Genomic DNA, 16087 nt, shown 5'->3' with positions numbered 1-16087 from the left:
ATTAATTGACGACTAGGTTACATACGTTCAGATGCTATGCCGCGATTAGTCTTCATCGCTGCCGCGGTTAAATAAGAATTGTCCAATAAGGTCTTCTAGCACTAACGCTGACTTCGTATCTTGTAGATAATCACCATTTTGAAGATTAGCGACACCGTCAAAAGAGAACCCTGGCTGGAAACCAACATATTGCTCACCCAATAAACCAGACGTCAGAATAGAAACCGAGCTGGTTTCAGGGAAACCGTTGTATTCATTTAGGATTGATAGTTCAACCACTGGCGTAAAATCTTCTTGGTCTAGCGTAATTGATGACACACGGCCAACTGTTACGCCCCCCACTTTCACCGCTGAGCGAGGCTTTAATCCGCCGATATTGTCGAACTTCGCATATAGGGTGTAGGTATCGCCTTCGGTGGCTACCGTTTGGTTTGCAACCTTTAGTGCCAATAACAACAGCGCACCAATCGTAAGCATGACAAACACACCAACCATTACTTCCGTTTTATACTTGCTCATTCCAATCCCCTACTCGATACCAAACATAAGGGCGGTAAGCACGAAGTCCAGCCCTAATACTGCTAATGATGAATAGACCACCGTTTCGGTAGTCGCTTTGCTGATCCCTTCCGATGTAGGAATAGAATCGTAACCTTTAAATATGGCAATCCACGTCACAACCAAGGCAAATACGAGGCTTTTTATCACACCGTTAATGACATCTTGGTTCCAATCAACGGTCGACTGCATAATTGACCAGTAGCTACCTGCATCAACACCCAACCAGTCTACGCCGACCAAATGGCCACCTAAAATACCAATAGCACTGAAAATAATGGCCAGCATAGGCATGGCTAACATTCCCGCCCAAAAACGCGGAGCTACTATGCGCCTTAAGGGATCTACCGCCATCATTTCCAAGCTACTTAACTGCTCAGTGGCTTTCATAAGGCCAATCTCAGCAGTCAACGCAGACCCAGCACGTCCAGCAAACAGTAGAGCCGTAACCACCGGGCCGAGTTCTCGTAGTAGAGACAGTGCAACCATGGGACCTAAGCTCCCTTCTGCACCATAATCCACTAAAATAGTGTAGCCTTGAAGTGCCATCACCATGCCAATAAACAGCCCCGACACCATGATGATGAGCAGCGACTGAACACCAACCACATAAAGCTGTTTAATAACCAGTGGAATATTTTTTACTCGAGGGACAGCGACAAGTGCACCAAACAACATCAGTGCAGCTCTACCAATTGCGGTAACTTTCCCTATCGTTTTAGCACCTATTGATTGGAAGAACTTCATTCATCTGCCCCCAAAAAGCTTGTTTTCAAATCAGGTGCAGGGTAATGAAAGGGTACCGGGCCGTCTGCTTTTCCTTTCAAGAACTGCTGAACTAATTCAGAGTCACTTTCTTTAATTTGCTGTGCCGTTCCTTCACCGATAACCCGCTTATCTGCCAAAATGTAGATATAGTCAGCAATGGTCAACACTTCGGTTACATCATGGGTTACTACTATGCTGGTAAGGCCTAGTGCGTCGTTTAGTTCACGAATTAGCTTCACCAACACGCCCATCGAAATAGGATCTTGGCCGGCAAAGGGTTCGTCGTACATGATTAAATCTGGGTCTAGCGCTATCGCTCTTGCGAGTGCGGCCCTGCGCGCCATTCCACCAGACAGTTCACTGGGCATTAACTTAGCCGCACCGCGCAATCCTACTGCCTGTAGCTTTAAAGCGACAATCGTTGCTATCAAGTCTTCTGACAGATCAGTATGCTCGCGAAGGGGAAACGCCACATTATCGAACACACTCATATCAGTAAACAGCGCGCCACTTTGGAAAAGCATGCTCATTCTACGACGGGTTTGGTAAAGAGACTTTCTCGACATTGAGACAATCGAATCGCCGTCGAATTTTACGTCGCCTTCATCTGGCGTTAACTGCCCACCAATAAGGCGCAGCAGCGTGGTTTTACCTATACCACTTGGGCCCATTACCGCAGTAATTTTGCCTTTGGGTACCTTTAGCGATATCCCATCATAAATGATGCGATCGGCGCGCTTAAAGGTAAGGTTATCTACTTCAACTAAATGATCCATAGTTACTTAAATGTCGACCCCTGACGCTGGATTGGCTACGTTTCTAACCGCGATTGCAACCCACTTAAAAAAATAATAAATAATATGAGTGATAGGCATATTCAATTTCTATGCCTTTGCACACATCTCTCATAAAGTTTACTGAGCAGTTTACTTTTAAGAACGCGCAATTTCAAAAAAGTTTACTCTTCAGTGTAGTTTTTATGTTTACAGGCTAGCATGATCTATCGACATGCTCATTGGGCCGTGTAATTTGGTGCCATTGTACGCTTTTTCAAGAGCCTCGCCAAAGTCAAAAAGTTACAAGTTATGTTCTATTGAGACGAATGATAGGTGTCCCGCGCTGAAGTAATGCCCGCGCCTTAACTAACTCTTACATATAGTACCAGTCCCCATCCTATTTCCTTGTTTATTAACTGAAACTGAACGCTCGGGGTATACCAATAAAGACTCATTTAACATTCACTATCGGCAGAAATTTACGGTAATAGCCCTTATTTGATGAAAATAAAGCGTTGCGAGCATAGGCAAATGGCACTCTTTTTGCGACAATCTAGCGAAATACTTTCTCTTACAGGTTGTTGTGCTTTTAAACATTGTTATTTTTCTGATTGGGCTGATTGTCTTGAGTTGGAGTGCGGACCGTTTTGTTTATGGTGCTTCAGCGCTGGCAAAGAACATCGGTATCTCTCCTATGATGATCGGCCTAACGATTGTCGCTATGGGCTCTTCGGCACCTGAAATCGTGGTCTCCGCTATTGCCTCTGCCAATGGCAATATGAACACTGCGGTAGGTAATGCACTAGGTTCGAATATAACAAACATCGCATTGGTGTTAGGTATAACTGCGCTTGTAAAGCCGCTTCTTGTTTCATCTACCACCCTAAAACGTGAACTTCCAGCGCTTCTGATCATCTCACTAATAGCTATCGGCTTTATGTTTGACGGAGAATTGAAGTCTTATGAAGGGATCATCTTACTGGGCCTATTTATTTTTGTTCTGGCAATGATGGCTTGGTTGTCACTTCAAGTAGATAAAGAAGACCCGCTTGTTGCTGAAACCGCAGATGAGATCCCTAAGGGCGTTTCAAATACTTCCGCGCTTATCTGGATAGGTGTTGGCCTTGTTGTTCTGCCATTGAGTGCCCACTTTCTAGTAAATTCGGCCGTTGAAATTGCCAGATACATGGGCATTTCTGATTTAGTTATTGGACTGACTATCATTGCCTTTGGCACAAGCCTGCCCGAGCTTGCAGCAAGTGTAGCAGGCGTGCTCAAAGGCGAAGACGATTTAGCACTGGGTAATATCATCGGCTCTAACATTTTCAACCTGCTTGCCGTACTTGGTATGCCTGGGTTAATTGCCCCAGGTCTTCTCGACCCAGATGTTTATAATCGAGACATGTACGTTATGCTCGGCTTAACTTTGCTATTGTTTTTGTTCAGCTTCGATTTAATTGGCAAGCGTACAATTTCAAGAACAAATGGATTTATACTTCTGGCTTGCTTTATCGGCTATCAATTCTGGCTGTTCGGATAACCATGAATACAAAAACTCAGATGCACTATATTGAATCGGCAAAGCGTGTTATCGACATTGAAGCGCAAGCCATTGCCAATCTTGCAGAGCGCTTAAACGGTGATTTTATCATTGCGTGTAACATTCTCTTCAACTGTAAGGGAAAAGTGGTCGTGAGCGGTATGGGTAAGTCTGGGCACATTGGAAATAAAATTGCTGCTACGCTGGCCAGTACAGGAACGCCTGCTTTTTTCATGCATCCAGGCGAGGCCAACCACGGCGACTTGGGCATGCTGAGTAAAGGAGACGTCTTATTAGCCATCTCTAATTCTGGTGAAACTAACGAGTTAGTTAATCTTTTGCCTGTCGTTAAGCGTTTGGGGATACAAGTTGTGGCCATGACCAATAGTGCATCCAGCTCGTTGGGTCAACACGCAGATGTAGTACTTGATATAAGCGTTGAAAAAGAAGCCTGCTCGTTAGGTCTTGCCCCTACGTCAAGCACAACAGCCACTTTGGTTATGGGCGACGCCCTTGCGGTGGCCTTACTCGACCAAAAAGGCTTTACGTCGGATGATTTTGCGCTGTCGCATCCTGGCGGTAGCTTGGGTAGAAAACTGCTGCTCAAAGTGAGTGATATTATGCTTAACGGCAGCGACATCCCGCTAGTGAGTGAAAACGCATCTGTCGCTGACGCGCTTTTAGAAATCTCTAAAAAGGGGCTTGGCATGACTGGTGTATTAGCCTCTGATGGCTCATTGACCGGCGTCTTTACAGACGGTGATTTACGACGAATACTCGATGCACGCATTGATGTGCACGGCGTAACCGTAGAAGATGTGATGACCAAAGGCGGTAAAACCACAACCGCAGAGCAATTGGCTGTTGAAGCCCTCAACTTAATGGAAACTCACAAGATAAGCGCGCTGATGGTCACCGATGACAAGCGCAAACCTGTTGGCGCCTTCAATATGCACATGCTTCTGAAAGCAGGAGTACTCTGAATGACGACGACCTTATATACCGATCTAGACAAAGGGCTTTTTGAAAAACTAGCGCATATTAAGCTACTGGTGTGTGACGTAGATGGCGTATTTTCTGACGGCCGCATTTACTTAGGCAATGACGGTGAAGAACTTAAAGCCTTTCACACTCGCGACGGATATGGCGTAAAAGCGCTAGTAAGCAACGGCGTCAATGTCGCAGTTATCACAGGGCGACGCTCAGCAATTGTAGAAAATAGAATGAAAGCCCTTAACGTTGCGCACATAATTCAAGGCGAAGAAAATAAAGCAGACGCGCTGAGCGAACTGATGCAAAGCCTGAAGTTAGCGCCTAATGAAGTTGCAGCGGTAGGTGATGACATGCCTGACACAGGTATGTATCAACATGTTGCTGTTAAAATTGCAGTGGCCGATGCCCACCCTTACGTCGCCAAACAAGCCAATTGGATAACCACACTTCCAGGTGGGTTTGGTGCGGTGCGAGAAATATCAGACACTATTTTGCAAGCCAAAGGGGTGGCGAACGAGATTTTTGGAGCGAGTGTATGAGCCTATTTGGCTTCAATCGCTTAGGTTTAAGTATATCGGCGCTATTTATCTTAGCGCTTTTGATGTACATCCCTACGTGGATGGAAGAGCAGCCTGAAACTCAAGGCAGTAGCGAAAATGACGCCTTGAAGCCAGCATATAAGGCTAAGAACCTAACGACTACGTTATACAATCAAGACGGTGAGTTGAACCACAAAGTGTTTGCAGAGTCGATGGAACACTATGACCAGCTGGGTTTTGTTTTATTTCAACAGCCAAAGTACACCTTGTATACGGAAAACGCTTCATCACCTTGGGTTGTAACAGCACAAGAAGGAACGCTTTATAACAATGAGCTGATTCAACTTGAAAATAGCGTTGTTATAGAAAATCAAACCAGCGATGATTTTGTGAAAAGTTTATCAACTGAATACATACAGATAAATTTAGACACGAAACAAATGACATCTGATCAACCCGTTGAGATACTGGGTACACAGTACCTTATTTTAAGTAATGGGTTTAACGCGAACTTACGCACACAAGAATACGAGCTTTTAGATCATGTACAAACGACTTATTCCCCTAGCAACTAGTTTTATGCTTGCCATCGCTAGTGGTGCGGTGCTTGCTAGTGAAGACGACTTTTCACAACCCATCAAAATAGGGTCGAACACCCAGTTTATTGACGGTAAAAACAAAACTGCGCTTTACAAAGAAGACGTCCTTATCACGCAAGGTTCGCTTGTCATCAAGGCTGATGAGGTCGAAGTTATCGCTACAGACGGCAGCGGACGAGAAATATTTATCGCACGGGGTAACCCTGCTAGCTATTCTCAATCGCTTGAGGACGGTACGCCAGTGTCAGCAAAGGCCAATGAGATACGCTATGAAGTGGCTAATCGTACCATCTCTCTGGCAGGCAGCGCTGAGCTACAGCAGGACACCAGTAAAGTGCAAGGCGACAAGATTACTTTTGATATGATTACCGAGCAATTACTTGCAACCGGTGGAGCGGGTAAAAATGGCGAAGGCCGGGTAACTACGGTATTTACGCCGGAAACTATTCGCAAAACATCGTCAAAGAAAGATAACAAGGACAATGAATAGCAATGGCTACTTTGAGTGCTAAAAACCTTGCTAAAGCCTACAAGTCACGACAGGTTGTTCGCGATGTGAGTCTTTCTGTCTCAACGGGTCAAATAGTCGGCCTTCTTGGGCCTAATGGCGCTGGTAAGACCACTACATTTTATATGATTGTCGGCTTGGTAAACCTAGATAAAGGTAAGATTGAGATTGACGACAACGAACTCACTCATCAACCAATGCACGAGCGCGCACGCCGCGGCATAGGCTACCTTCCACAGGAAGCATCAATTTTTAGAAAGCTTACGGTACATGAAAATATCATGGCTATTTTACAAACCCGTAAAGATTTAAATTCACAGCAGCAAGAAGAAGAAGCCGACGCCCTACTTGATGAATTTAATATCAACCATATACGTAATAGTACGGGGATGAGTTTGTCAGGTGGCGAGCGCCGTCGTGTTGAAATAGCACGCGCTTTGGCCGCAAAACCACAATTTATTTTGTTAGATGAACCATTTGCTGGTGTTGATCCAATATCAGTTAATGATATAAAGAAGATAATACAACATCTTCGGGATAGGGGCATTGGTATCCTTATCACGGACCATAACGTACGCGAAACATTGGATGTTTGCGAGAAAGCGTACATTGTGAGTCATGGCGAGCTTATTGCGCAAGGAACGGCGGAACAGGTTTTAAGTAATCAAAAAGTAAGGGATGTATACCTAGGCGAACAATTCAGGCTATAGTTTGTGTAACCGAATTGTCATTTTTCAGTTTAGCTCTGGTATATTCAATTTAGAGCATTTAAATAAGACGTAGATGAAACCATCTTTACAGCTAAAATTTAGCCAACAACTTACAATGACACCTCAGCTTCAGCAGGCCATTAAACTGCTGCAGCTTTCTACGCTTGATCTCCAGCAAGAGATACAAGAAGCACTCGATTCAAACCCACTATTGGAAGTGGAAGAAGGCAATGACGAGGCACAGCTAGAGAAGAACAACATCGATAATGATGATAGTGCATCTGAAGCAACGGCTTCTGCTTCAAGTGATACATTGGAAGCGGGCGATGCGCTAGAGAAAAACGATCTTCCAGACGAGCTGCCAATCGACAGCACATGGGATGAGTATTACTCCGCGTCTTCTGCGCCTGCACCTGGCCCATCTAATGATGATGAACAAATCTTCCAAGGTGAGACCACTGAAGACATCCAAGAGCACTTGCTTTGGCAAATGCGCCTCACTCACTTTTCAGACACTGACCGCGCAATTGCTACTGCTATCATCGACTCTATCGACGAATCCGGTTATCTAACGGTTACCCTTGAGGATATTTTAGAAGCGGTAAATGACGACGATTTAGAAGAGCCGATAGAGATGGACGAAATAGAATGTGTGCTTAAGCGCATTCAGATGTTCGACCCTATTGGCTCTGGCTCACGCTCTCCACAAGAATGTCTTATGGTGCAGTTGCGTCAGTTTTCAGAAGACACGCCGTGGCTTGTAGAAGCGAAACAACTTATCGAAGAATATTCAGACTTACTCAGCAGCAAAGACTATCGCACCCTGATGCGAAAAAGTCGCTTGAAAGAAGACCAGCTGCGCGAGGCAATGCGTTTGCTTCAAACCTTGAATCCTCGCCCAGGTAGTGCTTTAGTTACTAAAGAGCCTGAGTACGTTATTCCTGATGTCTCTGTAACCAAGAAGAATGGCCGTTGGGTGGTTGAGCTGAACCCTGACAGTTTGCCTAAATTAAGCGTAAACCAGCAATACGCTGCCATGAGTCGCCGTGCCAAAAACAGTAGTGACTCGCAATTCATCCGCTCACACATGCAAGAAGCCAAGTGGTTCATAAAGAGCCTTGAGTCTCGTAACGATACCTTAATGAAGGTAGCCAACTGCATTGTGCAACAGCAAATGGGCTTTTTTGAGCACGGCCCGGAAATGATGAAACCAATGGTGCTAAATGATGTCGCAGAAATGGTAGATATGCACGAATCGACTATTTCACGTGTGACAACGCAAAAGTATATGCATACGCCGCGTGGTATTTTCGAATTGAAGTATTTCTTCTCAAGCCACGTTGCAACCGAGTCCGGTGGTGAGTGTTCATCCACAGCGATTCGTGCATTGATCAAGAAGTTAGTGGCCGCAGAAAATCCTAGTAAGCCGCTAAGTGATAGCAAGATTGCTTCATTGTTAGCCGAGCAAGGCATAAAAGTCGCTCGGCGAACAATAGCAAAATACCGGGAATCGTTATCGATCCCGCCGTCGAACCAACGCAAAAGCCTTATTTAAACGGGCTTAATAATATAAGGAAGACGAAATATGCAAATCAACCTTACTGGTCATCATGTCGAAATCACCGACTCTTTGCGTAATTATGTCGATACGAAGTTCAGCAAACTTGAACGTCACTTTGATCACATTTCTAATGTGCATGTCATCCTGAACGTTGAAAAATTAAATCAAAAAGCCGAAGCGACCGTTCATTTAAGTGGCGCTGAAGTATTCGCATCCTCAGAAAACACCGACATGTATGCGGCGATTGACAGCATGGTTGATAAACTCGACCGGCAGGTAATCAAGCATAAGGAAAAACTGAAAAAACATTAGTAGTTAATTGAGCATGGATATACAAGCCATCGTAAGTCTGGACCGCACCGAGTGTGCGGTTCAGTGTAATAGTAAAAAGCGAATTCTTGAGATCATCGCTGATATCGCTGCCAAGCAAAACGATAACATTGACCAGGCAACGGTACTTAATAGCTTAATGGCTCGAGAACGGATGGGTAGTACAGGCATTGGTAATGGTATCGCCCTGCCCCACGGACGCCTGCCGGGCCTTGAGAAAGTGATTGCCATTGTTGTAACCAGCACGCCAGCAATCGACTTTGACGCCCTTGACGAGAAACCCGTAGACATCTTTTTTGCGCTACTTGTTCCAGAGGAACAAACCGAAGGACACCTTCAAACGCTGGCCACCGTGGCGGGTAAACTAAGCGACAAAGAAACGATTAAAGCGATACGTCGTGCAACGACAAGCGACGATATTCTAACTGCATTAAGTTAAACATTAAGCGCCTATTAACCGTTTAGTAGGCGCCTCATTAATCAACGCGTATGTGATAAAACCAGAGTATTAGGGAGAAAGTAGGTGAAGCTGATAATAATCAGTGGTCGTTCGGGATCTGGTAAGTCTGTCGCACTTCGCGCATTGGAAGACTTAGGTTATTACTGTGTTGATAATATCCCGGTAAACTTACTTCCGACCCTAACCCATACTGTTGTTGATGAGTATGATCAGGTAGCGGTAAGTATCGATGTGAGAAACTTACCTAAAAATCCTGACGATTTGGTAGAAATTCTAGACTACCTGCCCTCTTCGTGGTCGATGACTATTGTCTACATCGACGCGAGCGATGATGTACTGGTTAAGCGTTTTAGCGAAACACGTCGTCTTCACCCTCTCGCCAAGCTTAATAAATCGCTTTCAGAAGCCATTAAAGCCGAGTCTGCACTACTTGCGCCTATTGCAGAACGCGCAGATTTATATTTAGACACAGATAAGCTTACCATTCACCAACTGGCAGAGTTAATTCGAGAGCGTATCTTGGGTAAGAAAAGCTCACGCCTTGTGCTTGTGTTTGAGTCGTTTGGCTTTAAGCACGGTATTCCAAAAGATGCGGATTACGTTTTTGATGCCCGCTTTTTACCCAATCCCCATTGGGAGCCCGATCTTAAACATCTGACCGGATTAGACGCACCAGTGGAAGTATTTTTGGGATCGCAGCCTGTAGTGACCAAGTTCATTTGGCAAATTCAGAATTTAATAACGACATGGTTGCCTCATTTAGAGCGCAATAACAGAAGCTATGTAACAGTAGCGATTGGCTGCACTGGCGGCCAACACCGCTCTGTCTATATTGCACAGACCTTGTCGAAAACCTTCAGTGAAATACACCCTGATGTTCAAATTCGCCATAGAGAGCTGAATCAGTAATGACTATTCAAAAAACGCTAACTATCGTCAATAAGTTAGGGTTGCATGCAAGAGCGGCGACCCAACTGGTTAAACTGGCTAATCAATTCGACGCTAAAATCATCTTAAAAAAAGGCGATAAAGAAGCAGACGCAAGCAGTGTATTAGGATTAATGATGCTTGAAAGCCATCAAGGTGAACAGGTAGACGTGATTGTGGACGGTAGTGATGCTGTTGATGCACTTGCAGCCATTGAAGAGCTGATTGAGGGCAGATTTAACGAAGACGAATAGTCTTACTTACCCAATCCATTGACCAATTAATCAACACTTAGCGCAGTTATCTTAAAATCCTGCGCAAAACCTACGCAATTATCATGACAGACTCATCATAATTGCGATATTCTACGCCCACTTAGGCTCTATGGCCTGCATTGTTCATCTTTTAGCTTGTAGGAATAACGCCTTATGGCAGAAGCGCTTGTTTCTAAATACGTACAAACTCAGTTACGCGCACTCAACGCTGCGTTGACCAACGGTCAATTCGTATCTGTACGTAAGCTTCTGCTTGAATTACCACCTTCAGACGTCGCCCACATTCTTGAATCTAGTCCTAGCAGAACAAGGGACGAATTATGGGAGCTCATTGATGGTGACTTTCACGGCGACATTTTAGAAGAACTTTCTGACGATGTTCGAAACGGTATCATTACAAAGATGCTTCCAGCTAATGTGGTTGACGCACTTGAAGAGATGGATACCGATGACTTAGCAGAGACGCTAAGCAGCCTTCCCGAGCCAGTATTGGCCGATATTCTAGATTCGATGGATGCACAAGATCGCGTGCGCGCAGAGCAAGCGCTGTCTTACGGTGAGGAAACCGCTGGTTTCATCATGAACACCGACACCATCACTTTACGTCCCGATGTGACCATTGACGTGGTTCTGCGCTATATCCGCTTAAAAGGCGAGCTACCTGAGAATACGGATACGTTTTACGTGGTAAACCGAACTGACAACCTTGTTGGTATTGTGCCGGTTACCCGTTTACTCACCGCAGATACCGACGATAAAGTGTCTGACGTTATGGACGAGGAATCTGAAGCGATTCCTGTGAATATGCCAGACGATGAAGTGGCAAGCCTGTTCGAGCGATATAATTGGCTTTCAGCACCTGTTGTAGATGAAAACCATCGCTTAGTGGGCCGAATTACCATTGATGACGTGGTTGATATTATTCGTGAAGACGCGGAACACTCGATGATGAGTATGGCGGGTCTTGATGACGACGAAGATACCTTTGCACCCGTTATGCAAAGTACCAAACGACGCTCGGTGTGGCTGGCGGTAAACCTAGTGACGGCGCTAATGGCTGCGATGGTGAGTGATCTATTTGAAGCAACGCTGAGCCAACTGGCTGTGTTAGCTATTTTAAATACCATTGTCCCTAGTATGGGCGGTGTAGCGGGTAATCAGACGCTAACGCTAGTTATTCGAGGTATGGCACTAGGCCATGTTAACGCGAGTAACTCACGATGGCTTATCAGTAAAGAAATATCCATCGGCTTTTTAAACGGTGCCATTTGGGCGGTGCTTATTGCCTCTGTCATCGCGTTATGGAAACAAGATTACATGCTGGGCGTAATTATTGCCTTTGCCATGATGGTAAACATGATTGCGGCTGCTTTAGCGGGTGCAACCTTACCTATGATCATGAAGCGTCTTAAGATAGACCCTGCGCTAGCTGGCAGTGTTATCTTAACTACGATAACCGATGTAGTGGGTATTTTTGCTTTCTTAGGTACTGCGACGCTGTTTCTAATTTAAGTTAATTCTGAACTCTCATGCCTGATAAGGCATGGGTGAGCTAACCAACACTTATGCAATAAGCGCTTTCGCTATATATCCATTGACGTTCAGCTTGTAACCCACACCCCAGACGGTTTCTACTAGCTGTCCACCATTTTCAATGCTGTTGATTTTATCAAGCTTAGTACGTAAACGATTTATGTGGGTATTCACCGTGTGCTCGTAGCCTTCGTGGTTATAGCCCCACACCTCACTGAGCAATTGATTGCGAGAAAAAACTTGGTTTGGATGACGACAAAAATAATCCAGTAGCGCAAACTCCCTAGCAGTTAACGTTAGCACTTGGCCATTTAGGGTCACGCTATGAAATCGCTGGTCGATTTTAAGGGGTCCTATTTCGATGCGCTCTTCACTACCTTGAGATGGTCTTAAATGTGCTTGGCTAGGCATACTTCTGCGCATATGGGAGCGAATACGGGCAGTAAACATGCGTGCATCAAATGGCCCTGATAGATAATCATCTACGCCTACTTCATAGTAGTTTGCTTCATCTACCTCTTCGTCGGCCACATCGCCTGTCATCGCGTCACTTTCCACTGCCATCACCCAACTTTCTGGGTTCGTATCAACAAGGCCTTTTATACGATTAAGACAGATAATATTTCCATGCGACTCAACAATAACGAGCGAATAATGCTGCGCCTTAAGCAACGACTCTGCGGATTGAAAATTAGAGACTGCGTCGTAAAGAAAGCTATGCTTACTTAAGCATTGCGATATGTTCTGTTGAAACTTATTTCCACTGTAGATGATAAGGATCATATCTCGCTCCTAATTCGCCAATAAAAAACAAGACCAGTGCGTTCGTGGTTTTCTTTCACAGTGATTACAATTTTTTTATAAAAAATATAAATTCAGAATTTATAACAGCACTGTTATTTATTGAGACGAATCTGTGTGCGTTTTGTGAAAGTTCTGTGATGAATTGGACATTTTACTGCCCTAAATTTTTATGCGATTTAAGCCATAAATAAGGACAATAAAATGAAATTCACTAAACTTGCTAGCACAACGCTTTTGTCGCTAGCAGCAGTATCAGTAAGCCAAGCTGTCACTTTAGACATTGAAATTACCAACCTGACTCAGGCGCAGAGTTTTACGCCGCGCTTAGTCATAGCTCACGATGACACCGTCGATGCCTTTGAAGTTGGGCAACCTGCGTCGTCAGCTTTAGCGTGGTTAGCTGAAGCTGGTGTTATTGACGACGAACAAAATGCTGATTCAAGCGGCGCAAACTTTAAAGCGTTACTCGGCCCTGTTGATACCGACAATGGTTCAAATACGTGGCACCGTTTTGGCGGACTTCTCGCGCCGAAAGCTACGTTAAGCTATCCCTTCGATACTATGGACAAGCCATATCTTTCGCTACTTTCCATGCTAATACCTACTAACGACGCTTTTGTTGGTATGGACAGTATTGAAATTCCAACCGAGCCGGGTACCTACACTTATTACCTTAATGCATACGACGCCGGTACTGAGCTTAACGATGAATTAAATAGTGCCCGTACAGATGTTGTTGAAGCTGGGACCGGAAACGCGCTGGGTGGATATGGCGTACCGGGTGTTGCCGGTGGCGGCGCGCCAACTCGTATTGTTGATTTGGGTACAGGTGGCACGGGTGTGGGTGCACAAATCGTTAATGGCGAAATTGAAGATGGTGAAGATGGCCCAGTACACATCCACCGCAATGCGCTTGGTGATACTGATAGCGCCGCTGGTGCCAGTGATCTGGACTCTACCGTACACCGTTGGTTGAACCCAGTAGCACGTGTAGTTATTACTGTTCCTGCATCTTAAGGAGCCAATACGATGAATAATCCAATAATTAAACTCAGTACATTATTGATGCTTTCAGCGCTTCTTGCTGCCTGCGGCGACGATGGTGATACAGGCCCTCAAGGACCAGCGGGTCCGCAGGGGGAAGCAGGTACTGACGGACAAGATGGTACGGATGGCCAGGACGGTTCGGACGGACAAGACGGTATTAATGGTAATTCAGCGGTTTATACCGTACAAATTACCAACTTAACCTACTCTCAGCCCTTTGCACCTGCCGCCGTCATATTGCATGAGTCAGGCTTCCATTCATTTAATGAAGGCGAGCCAGCCAGCATGGGCATTGAAATAATGGCTGAAGGCGGTGACCCGTCTATGGTCATTACTGAAGCCATGGACTCCACGGACTTTTTGGATGCGCAAAACTCTGGGGGCATATTGGGTCCTCGCTCAATGGGCGCAGAACTAACTCTTGTGGTTCCAGAACTCGATGCTGACGACCTGCGCCTTACGGTAACGACCATGCTGGTCAACACCAACGACGCATTCACCGGCTTAAACGCTGCGAATGTGAGCAACATGGCGGTTGGTGATATAAAAACGTTCACGACAGTGACCTGGGATGCGGGTACAGAAGCAAACACAGAAACCGCAGCTACTATGCCAGGCCCTGCCGCTAGTGCAGCGGGTGGCGGCGGAGAAGCTGCGGGCTATGATGTGGTGAGGGATGATCTTGCCGATGCAGTAAGACTTCACCAAGGTGTAGTCACGAGTGCAAACGCTGACGATCCAAGCCGGGAGGGCCTGTCTACATCGGTACTAACCGAGGCCCATCGCTTTGATTTCCCAACGAGCCGCGTGGTGATAACCCGAACCCGTTAAATGGTCAAACGCAGTACCACGTGAAAGCGCCCTATTACGCAGGTAATGGGGTGTTTTTACTTTTGTGCGAAGGGGGAACCGGAGATAAAACTTAACGGGAATAAGAAAGATAAGCGCTGGCTTTGCTGAGTAGATAAACTTCACAAAACCAGGCTAATACGTTATTTGATAAGCTATTTAATAAGTTATTTAATAACTTTGAGGGTAGGTTTACCCTTTTTAGGTGGAACAGGTGCGTCTTTCACGTCGCTTGCATCAGCATCTTCCAGCGAAGTCGGGCCGCTAGGTTGAGAAACATCTTCAGATGTTTCTGGGCGCTCTTGCTGCGCACTAGCCACATCTTCTTCAGTAGCGAATACCGTACCTGCACCATTTTCTCTTGCGTAAATAGCCATTACCGCTTCACAAGGCATACTTAATCTTCTAGGTTGCCCAGAGAAACGCGCTTGAAACGATAAGCCATCTAAATCAAGAGAAAAGTTAACACACGCACTAGGTGATACGTTTAAAACGATCTGACCGTCTTTAACGAACTCTTGCGGCACTTCAACCAACTCGTTGGTTGCATCTACCACAATGTACGGCGTTAAGTCGTTATCAACAATCCACTCATAAAAAGCCCTAAGCAAATAGGGCTGGTTTGACGTCATAGATGTCATAGCGGGTTGTGGATCTCACGCTCTTGGTCAGTCAAAGACGCTTTAAATGAACTACGAGAGAAAATACGGTTCATGTAAGCGTTAATTTCTTTGCTGCCAGCACCGTTTAGTTCAATCCCTAGTGCAGGTAAACGCCATAATAGCGGAGCAAGGTAGCAATCCACTAAGCTGAACTCTTCGCTCATAAAGTAAGGCATTTCACCAAATACAGGCGCAAGTGATAGCAGGGCTTCACGCAGTTCATTACGTGCTGCTTCTACATCACCTTCGCCACGGAAAATACGGGCAGCAAGCGAGTACCAGTCTTGCTCGATGCGGTGCATCATAAGGCGGCTCTGACCACGTGATACTGGGTAAACCGGCATAAGTGGTGGATGAGGAAAACGCTCATCAAGGTATTCCATGATGATGTGCGACTTGTAAAGTACAAGCTCGCGATCAACTAGAGTTGGAACAGTACCGTAAGGGTTAAGCTCCAACAGATCTTCAGACAAGTTGCTAGGATCTGTGTAGCTGATTTCAACACCCACACCTTTTTCTGCCAACACAATACGCACCTGGTGGCTATAAATATCAATTGTGTCAGAGAACAACGTCATAATAGAACGTTTATTCGCGGCTACGGCCATTCAATTTCCTCCGTCGAGAAACAAGTTTACGCTTACAAAC

Annotated in this window: 20 protein-coding genes; 14 read left to right on the top strand and 6 right to left on the bottom strand. The window is 45.4% G+C overall.

Annotated elements, in window-relative coordinates:
* Nucleotides 1–45: 45 nt before the first annotated feature.
* From mlaD to mlaF, 3 genes are read right to left on the bottom strand one after another with little or no spacing between them, the layout of a single operon-like run.
* Entirely contained in the window at nt 46–519 is a 474-nt protein-coding gene (gene mlaD / locus AC27KT_RS12050; protein ID WP_014948351.1) for an outer membrane lipid asymmetry maintenance protein MlaD, read from the bottom strand.
* 9 nt (nt 520–528) lie between these two features.
* Nucleotides 529–1305, bottom strand: coding sequence for a lipid asymmetry maintenance ABC transporter permease subunit MlaE (gene mlaE / locus AC27KT_RS12045; protein WP_487130249.1), 777 nt, complete (start codon nt 1303–1305; stop codon nt 529–531).
* Nucleotides 1302–2102 carry a phospholipid ABC transporter ATP-binding protein MlaF gene (gene mlaF, locus AC27KT_RS12040; protein ID WP_039219621.1) on the bottom strand — a complete coding sequence of 267 codons (801 nt, stop codon included), beginning with the start codon at nt 2100–2102 and terminating at the stop codon, nt 1302–1304. The genes mlaE and mlaF overlap by 4 nt, the downstream gene beginning before the upstream one ends.
* 583 nt (nt 2103–2685) lie before the next feature.
* Here mlaF and AC27KT_RS12035 point away from each other — a divergent pair.
* The 12 genes from AC27KT_RS12035 to mgtE all read left to right on the top strand — a co-directional run bounded on the left by AC27KT_RS12035 (nt 2686) and on the right by mgtE (nt 12056).
* Complete coding sequence (locus tag AC27KT_RS12035; protein WP_487130246.1) at nt 2686–3642, top strand: calcium/sodium antiporter; 957 nt, start codon at nt 2686–2688, stop codon at nt 3640–3642.
* 2 nt (nt 3643–3644) lie between these two features.
* Complete coding sequence (locus tag AC27KT_RS12030) at nt 3645–4625, top strand: KpsF/GutQ family sugar-phosphate isomerase (protein ID WP_487130244.1); 981 nt, start codon at nt 3645–3647, stop codon at nt 4623–4625.
* On the top strand, nt 4626–5174 hold the full coding sequence (gene kdsC, locus AC27KT_RS12025; RefSeq protein WP_487130242.1) for a 3-deoxy-manno-octulosonate-8-phosphatase KdsC: 549 nt from the start codon (nt 4626–4628) through the stop codon (nt 5172–5174). It begins immediately after the preceding gene.
* Nucleotides 5171–5749: an LPS export ABC transporter periplasmic protein LptC gene (gene lptC, locus AC27KT_RS12020; protein ID WP_487130240.1), complete on the top strand. Its 579-nt coding sequence runs from the start codon at nt 5171–5173 to the stop codon at nt 5747–5749. Before kdsC ends, lptC begins: the two co-directional genes overlap by 4 nt.
* Nucleotides 5718–6263 (top strand): lipopolysaccharide transport periplasmic protein LptA, encoded by a 546-nt coding sequence (lptA, locus tag AC27KT_RS12015; RefSeq protein WP_487130238.1) that lies wholly within the window; start codon nt 5718–5720, stop codon nt 6261–6263. Before lptC ends, lptA begins: the two co-directional genes overlap by 32 nt.
* Before the next feature lie 2 nt (nt 6264–6265).
* On the top strand, nt 6266–6991 hold the full coding sequence (lptB, locus tag AC27KT_RS12010; RefSeq protein ID WP_014948343.1) for an LPS export ABC transporter ATP-binding protein: 726 nt from the start codon (nt 6266–6268) through the stop codon (nt 6989–6991).
* Nucleotides 6992–7064: 73 nt separating this feature from the next.
* Nucleotides 7065–8546 (top strand): RNA polymerase factor sigma-54, encoded by a 1482-nt coding sequence (locus AC27KT_RS12005; RefSeq protein ID WP_487130236.1) that lies wholly within the window; start codon nt 7065–7067, stop codon nt 8544–8546.
* Between the two features lie 30 nt (nt 8547–8576).
* Entirely contained in the window at nt 8577–8864 is a 288-nt protein-coding gene (gene hpf, locus AC27KT_RS12000; protein WP_012517338.1) for a ribosome hibernation promoting factor, read from the top strand.
* A 13-nt stretch (nt 8865–8877) separates the two neighbouring features.
* Complete coding sequence (ptsN, locus tag AC27KT_RS11995) at nt 8878–9321, top strand: PTS IIA-like nitrogen regulatory protein PtsN (protein ID WP_487130233.1); 444 nt, start codon at nt 8878–8880, stop codon at nt 9319–9321.
* Nucleotides 9322–9405: 84 nt separating this feature from the next.
* Entirely contained in the window at nt 9406–10251 is an 846-nt protein-coding gene (rapZ, locus tag AC27KT_RS11990) for an RNase adapter RapZ (protein ID WP_014948340.1), read from the top strand.
* Nucleotides 10251–10523: an HPr family phosphocarrier protein gene (locus AC27KT_RS11985; RefSeq protein WP_014948339.1), complete on the top strand. Its 273-nt coding sequence runs from the start codon at nt 10251–10253 to the stop codon at nt 10521–10523. Before rapZ ends, AC27KT_RS11985 begins: the two co-directional genes overlap by 1 nt.
* A gap of 174 nt (nt 10524–10697) precedes the next feature.
* The gene (gene mgtE, locus AC27KT_RS11980; RefSeq protein WP_014948338.1) at nt 10698–12056 is read left to right on the top strand and encodes a magnesium transporter; all 1359 of its coding nucleotides are present in this window, start codon (nt 10698–10700) and stop codon (nt 12054–12056) included.
* A 51-nt stretch (nt 12057–12107) separates the two neighbouring features.
* Here the strand turns inward: mgtE and AC27KT_RS11975 are convergent, their stop codons facing one another.
* Entirely contained in the window at nt 12108–12860 is a 753-nt protein-coding gene (locus AC27KT_RS11975) for a response regulator transcription factor (protein ID WP_487130230.1), read from the bottom strand.
* A 222-nt stretch (nt 12861–13082) separates the two neighbouring features.
* Here AC27KT_RS11975 and AC27KT_RS11970 point away from each other — a divergent pair, with 222 nt between their 5' ends.
* Both AC27KT_RS11970 and AC27KT_RS11965 read left to right on the top strand, forming a co-directional pair.
* Nucleotides 13083–13898, top strand: coding sequence for a spondin domain-containing protein (locus AC27KT_RS11970; protein ID WP_487130228.1), 816 nt, complete (start codon nt 13083–13085; stop codon nt 13896–13898).
* Between the two features lie 12 nt (nt 13899–13910).
* The gene (locus AC27KT_RS11965; protein WP_487130226.1) at nt 13911–14759 is read left to right on the top strand and encodes a spondin domain-containing protein; all 849 of its coding nucleotides are present in this window, start codon (nt 13911–13913) and stop codon (nt 14757–14759) included.
* 185 nt (nt 14760–14944) lie between these two features.
* Here the strand turns inward: AC27KT_RS11965 and AC27KT_RS11960 are convergent, their stop codons facing one another.
* Both AC27KT_RS11960 and sspA read right to left on the bottom strand, forming a co-directional pair.
* On the bottom strand, nt 14945–15418 hold the full coding sequence (locus tag AC27KT_RS11960) for a ClpXP protease specificity-enhancing factor (RefSeq protein WP_487130224.1): 474 nt from the start codon (nt 15416–15418) through the stop codon (nt 14945–14947).
* Nucleotides 15415–16047: a stringent starvation protein SspA gene (sspA, locus tag AC27KT_RS11955; RefSeq protein ID WP_012517332.1), complete on the bottom strand. Its 633-nt coding sequence runs from the start codon at nt 16045–16047 to the stop codon at nt 15415–15417. Before sspA ends, AC27KT_RS11960 begins: the two co-directional genes overlap by 4 nt.
* Nucleotides 16048–16087: the final 40 nt, after the last annotated feature.

The organism is Alteromonas sp. 5NW40-0090, from assembly GCF_057552975.1.
Note: the sequence above shows the minus strand (reverse complement) of the source record. Positions and strands in the feature narration are given on the sequence as shown.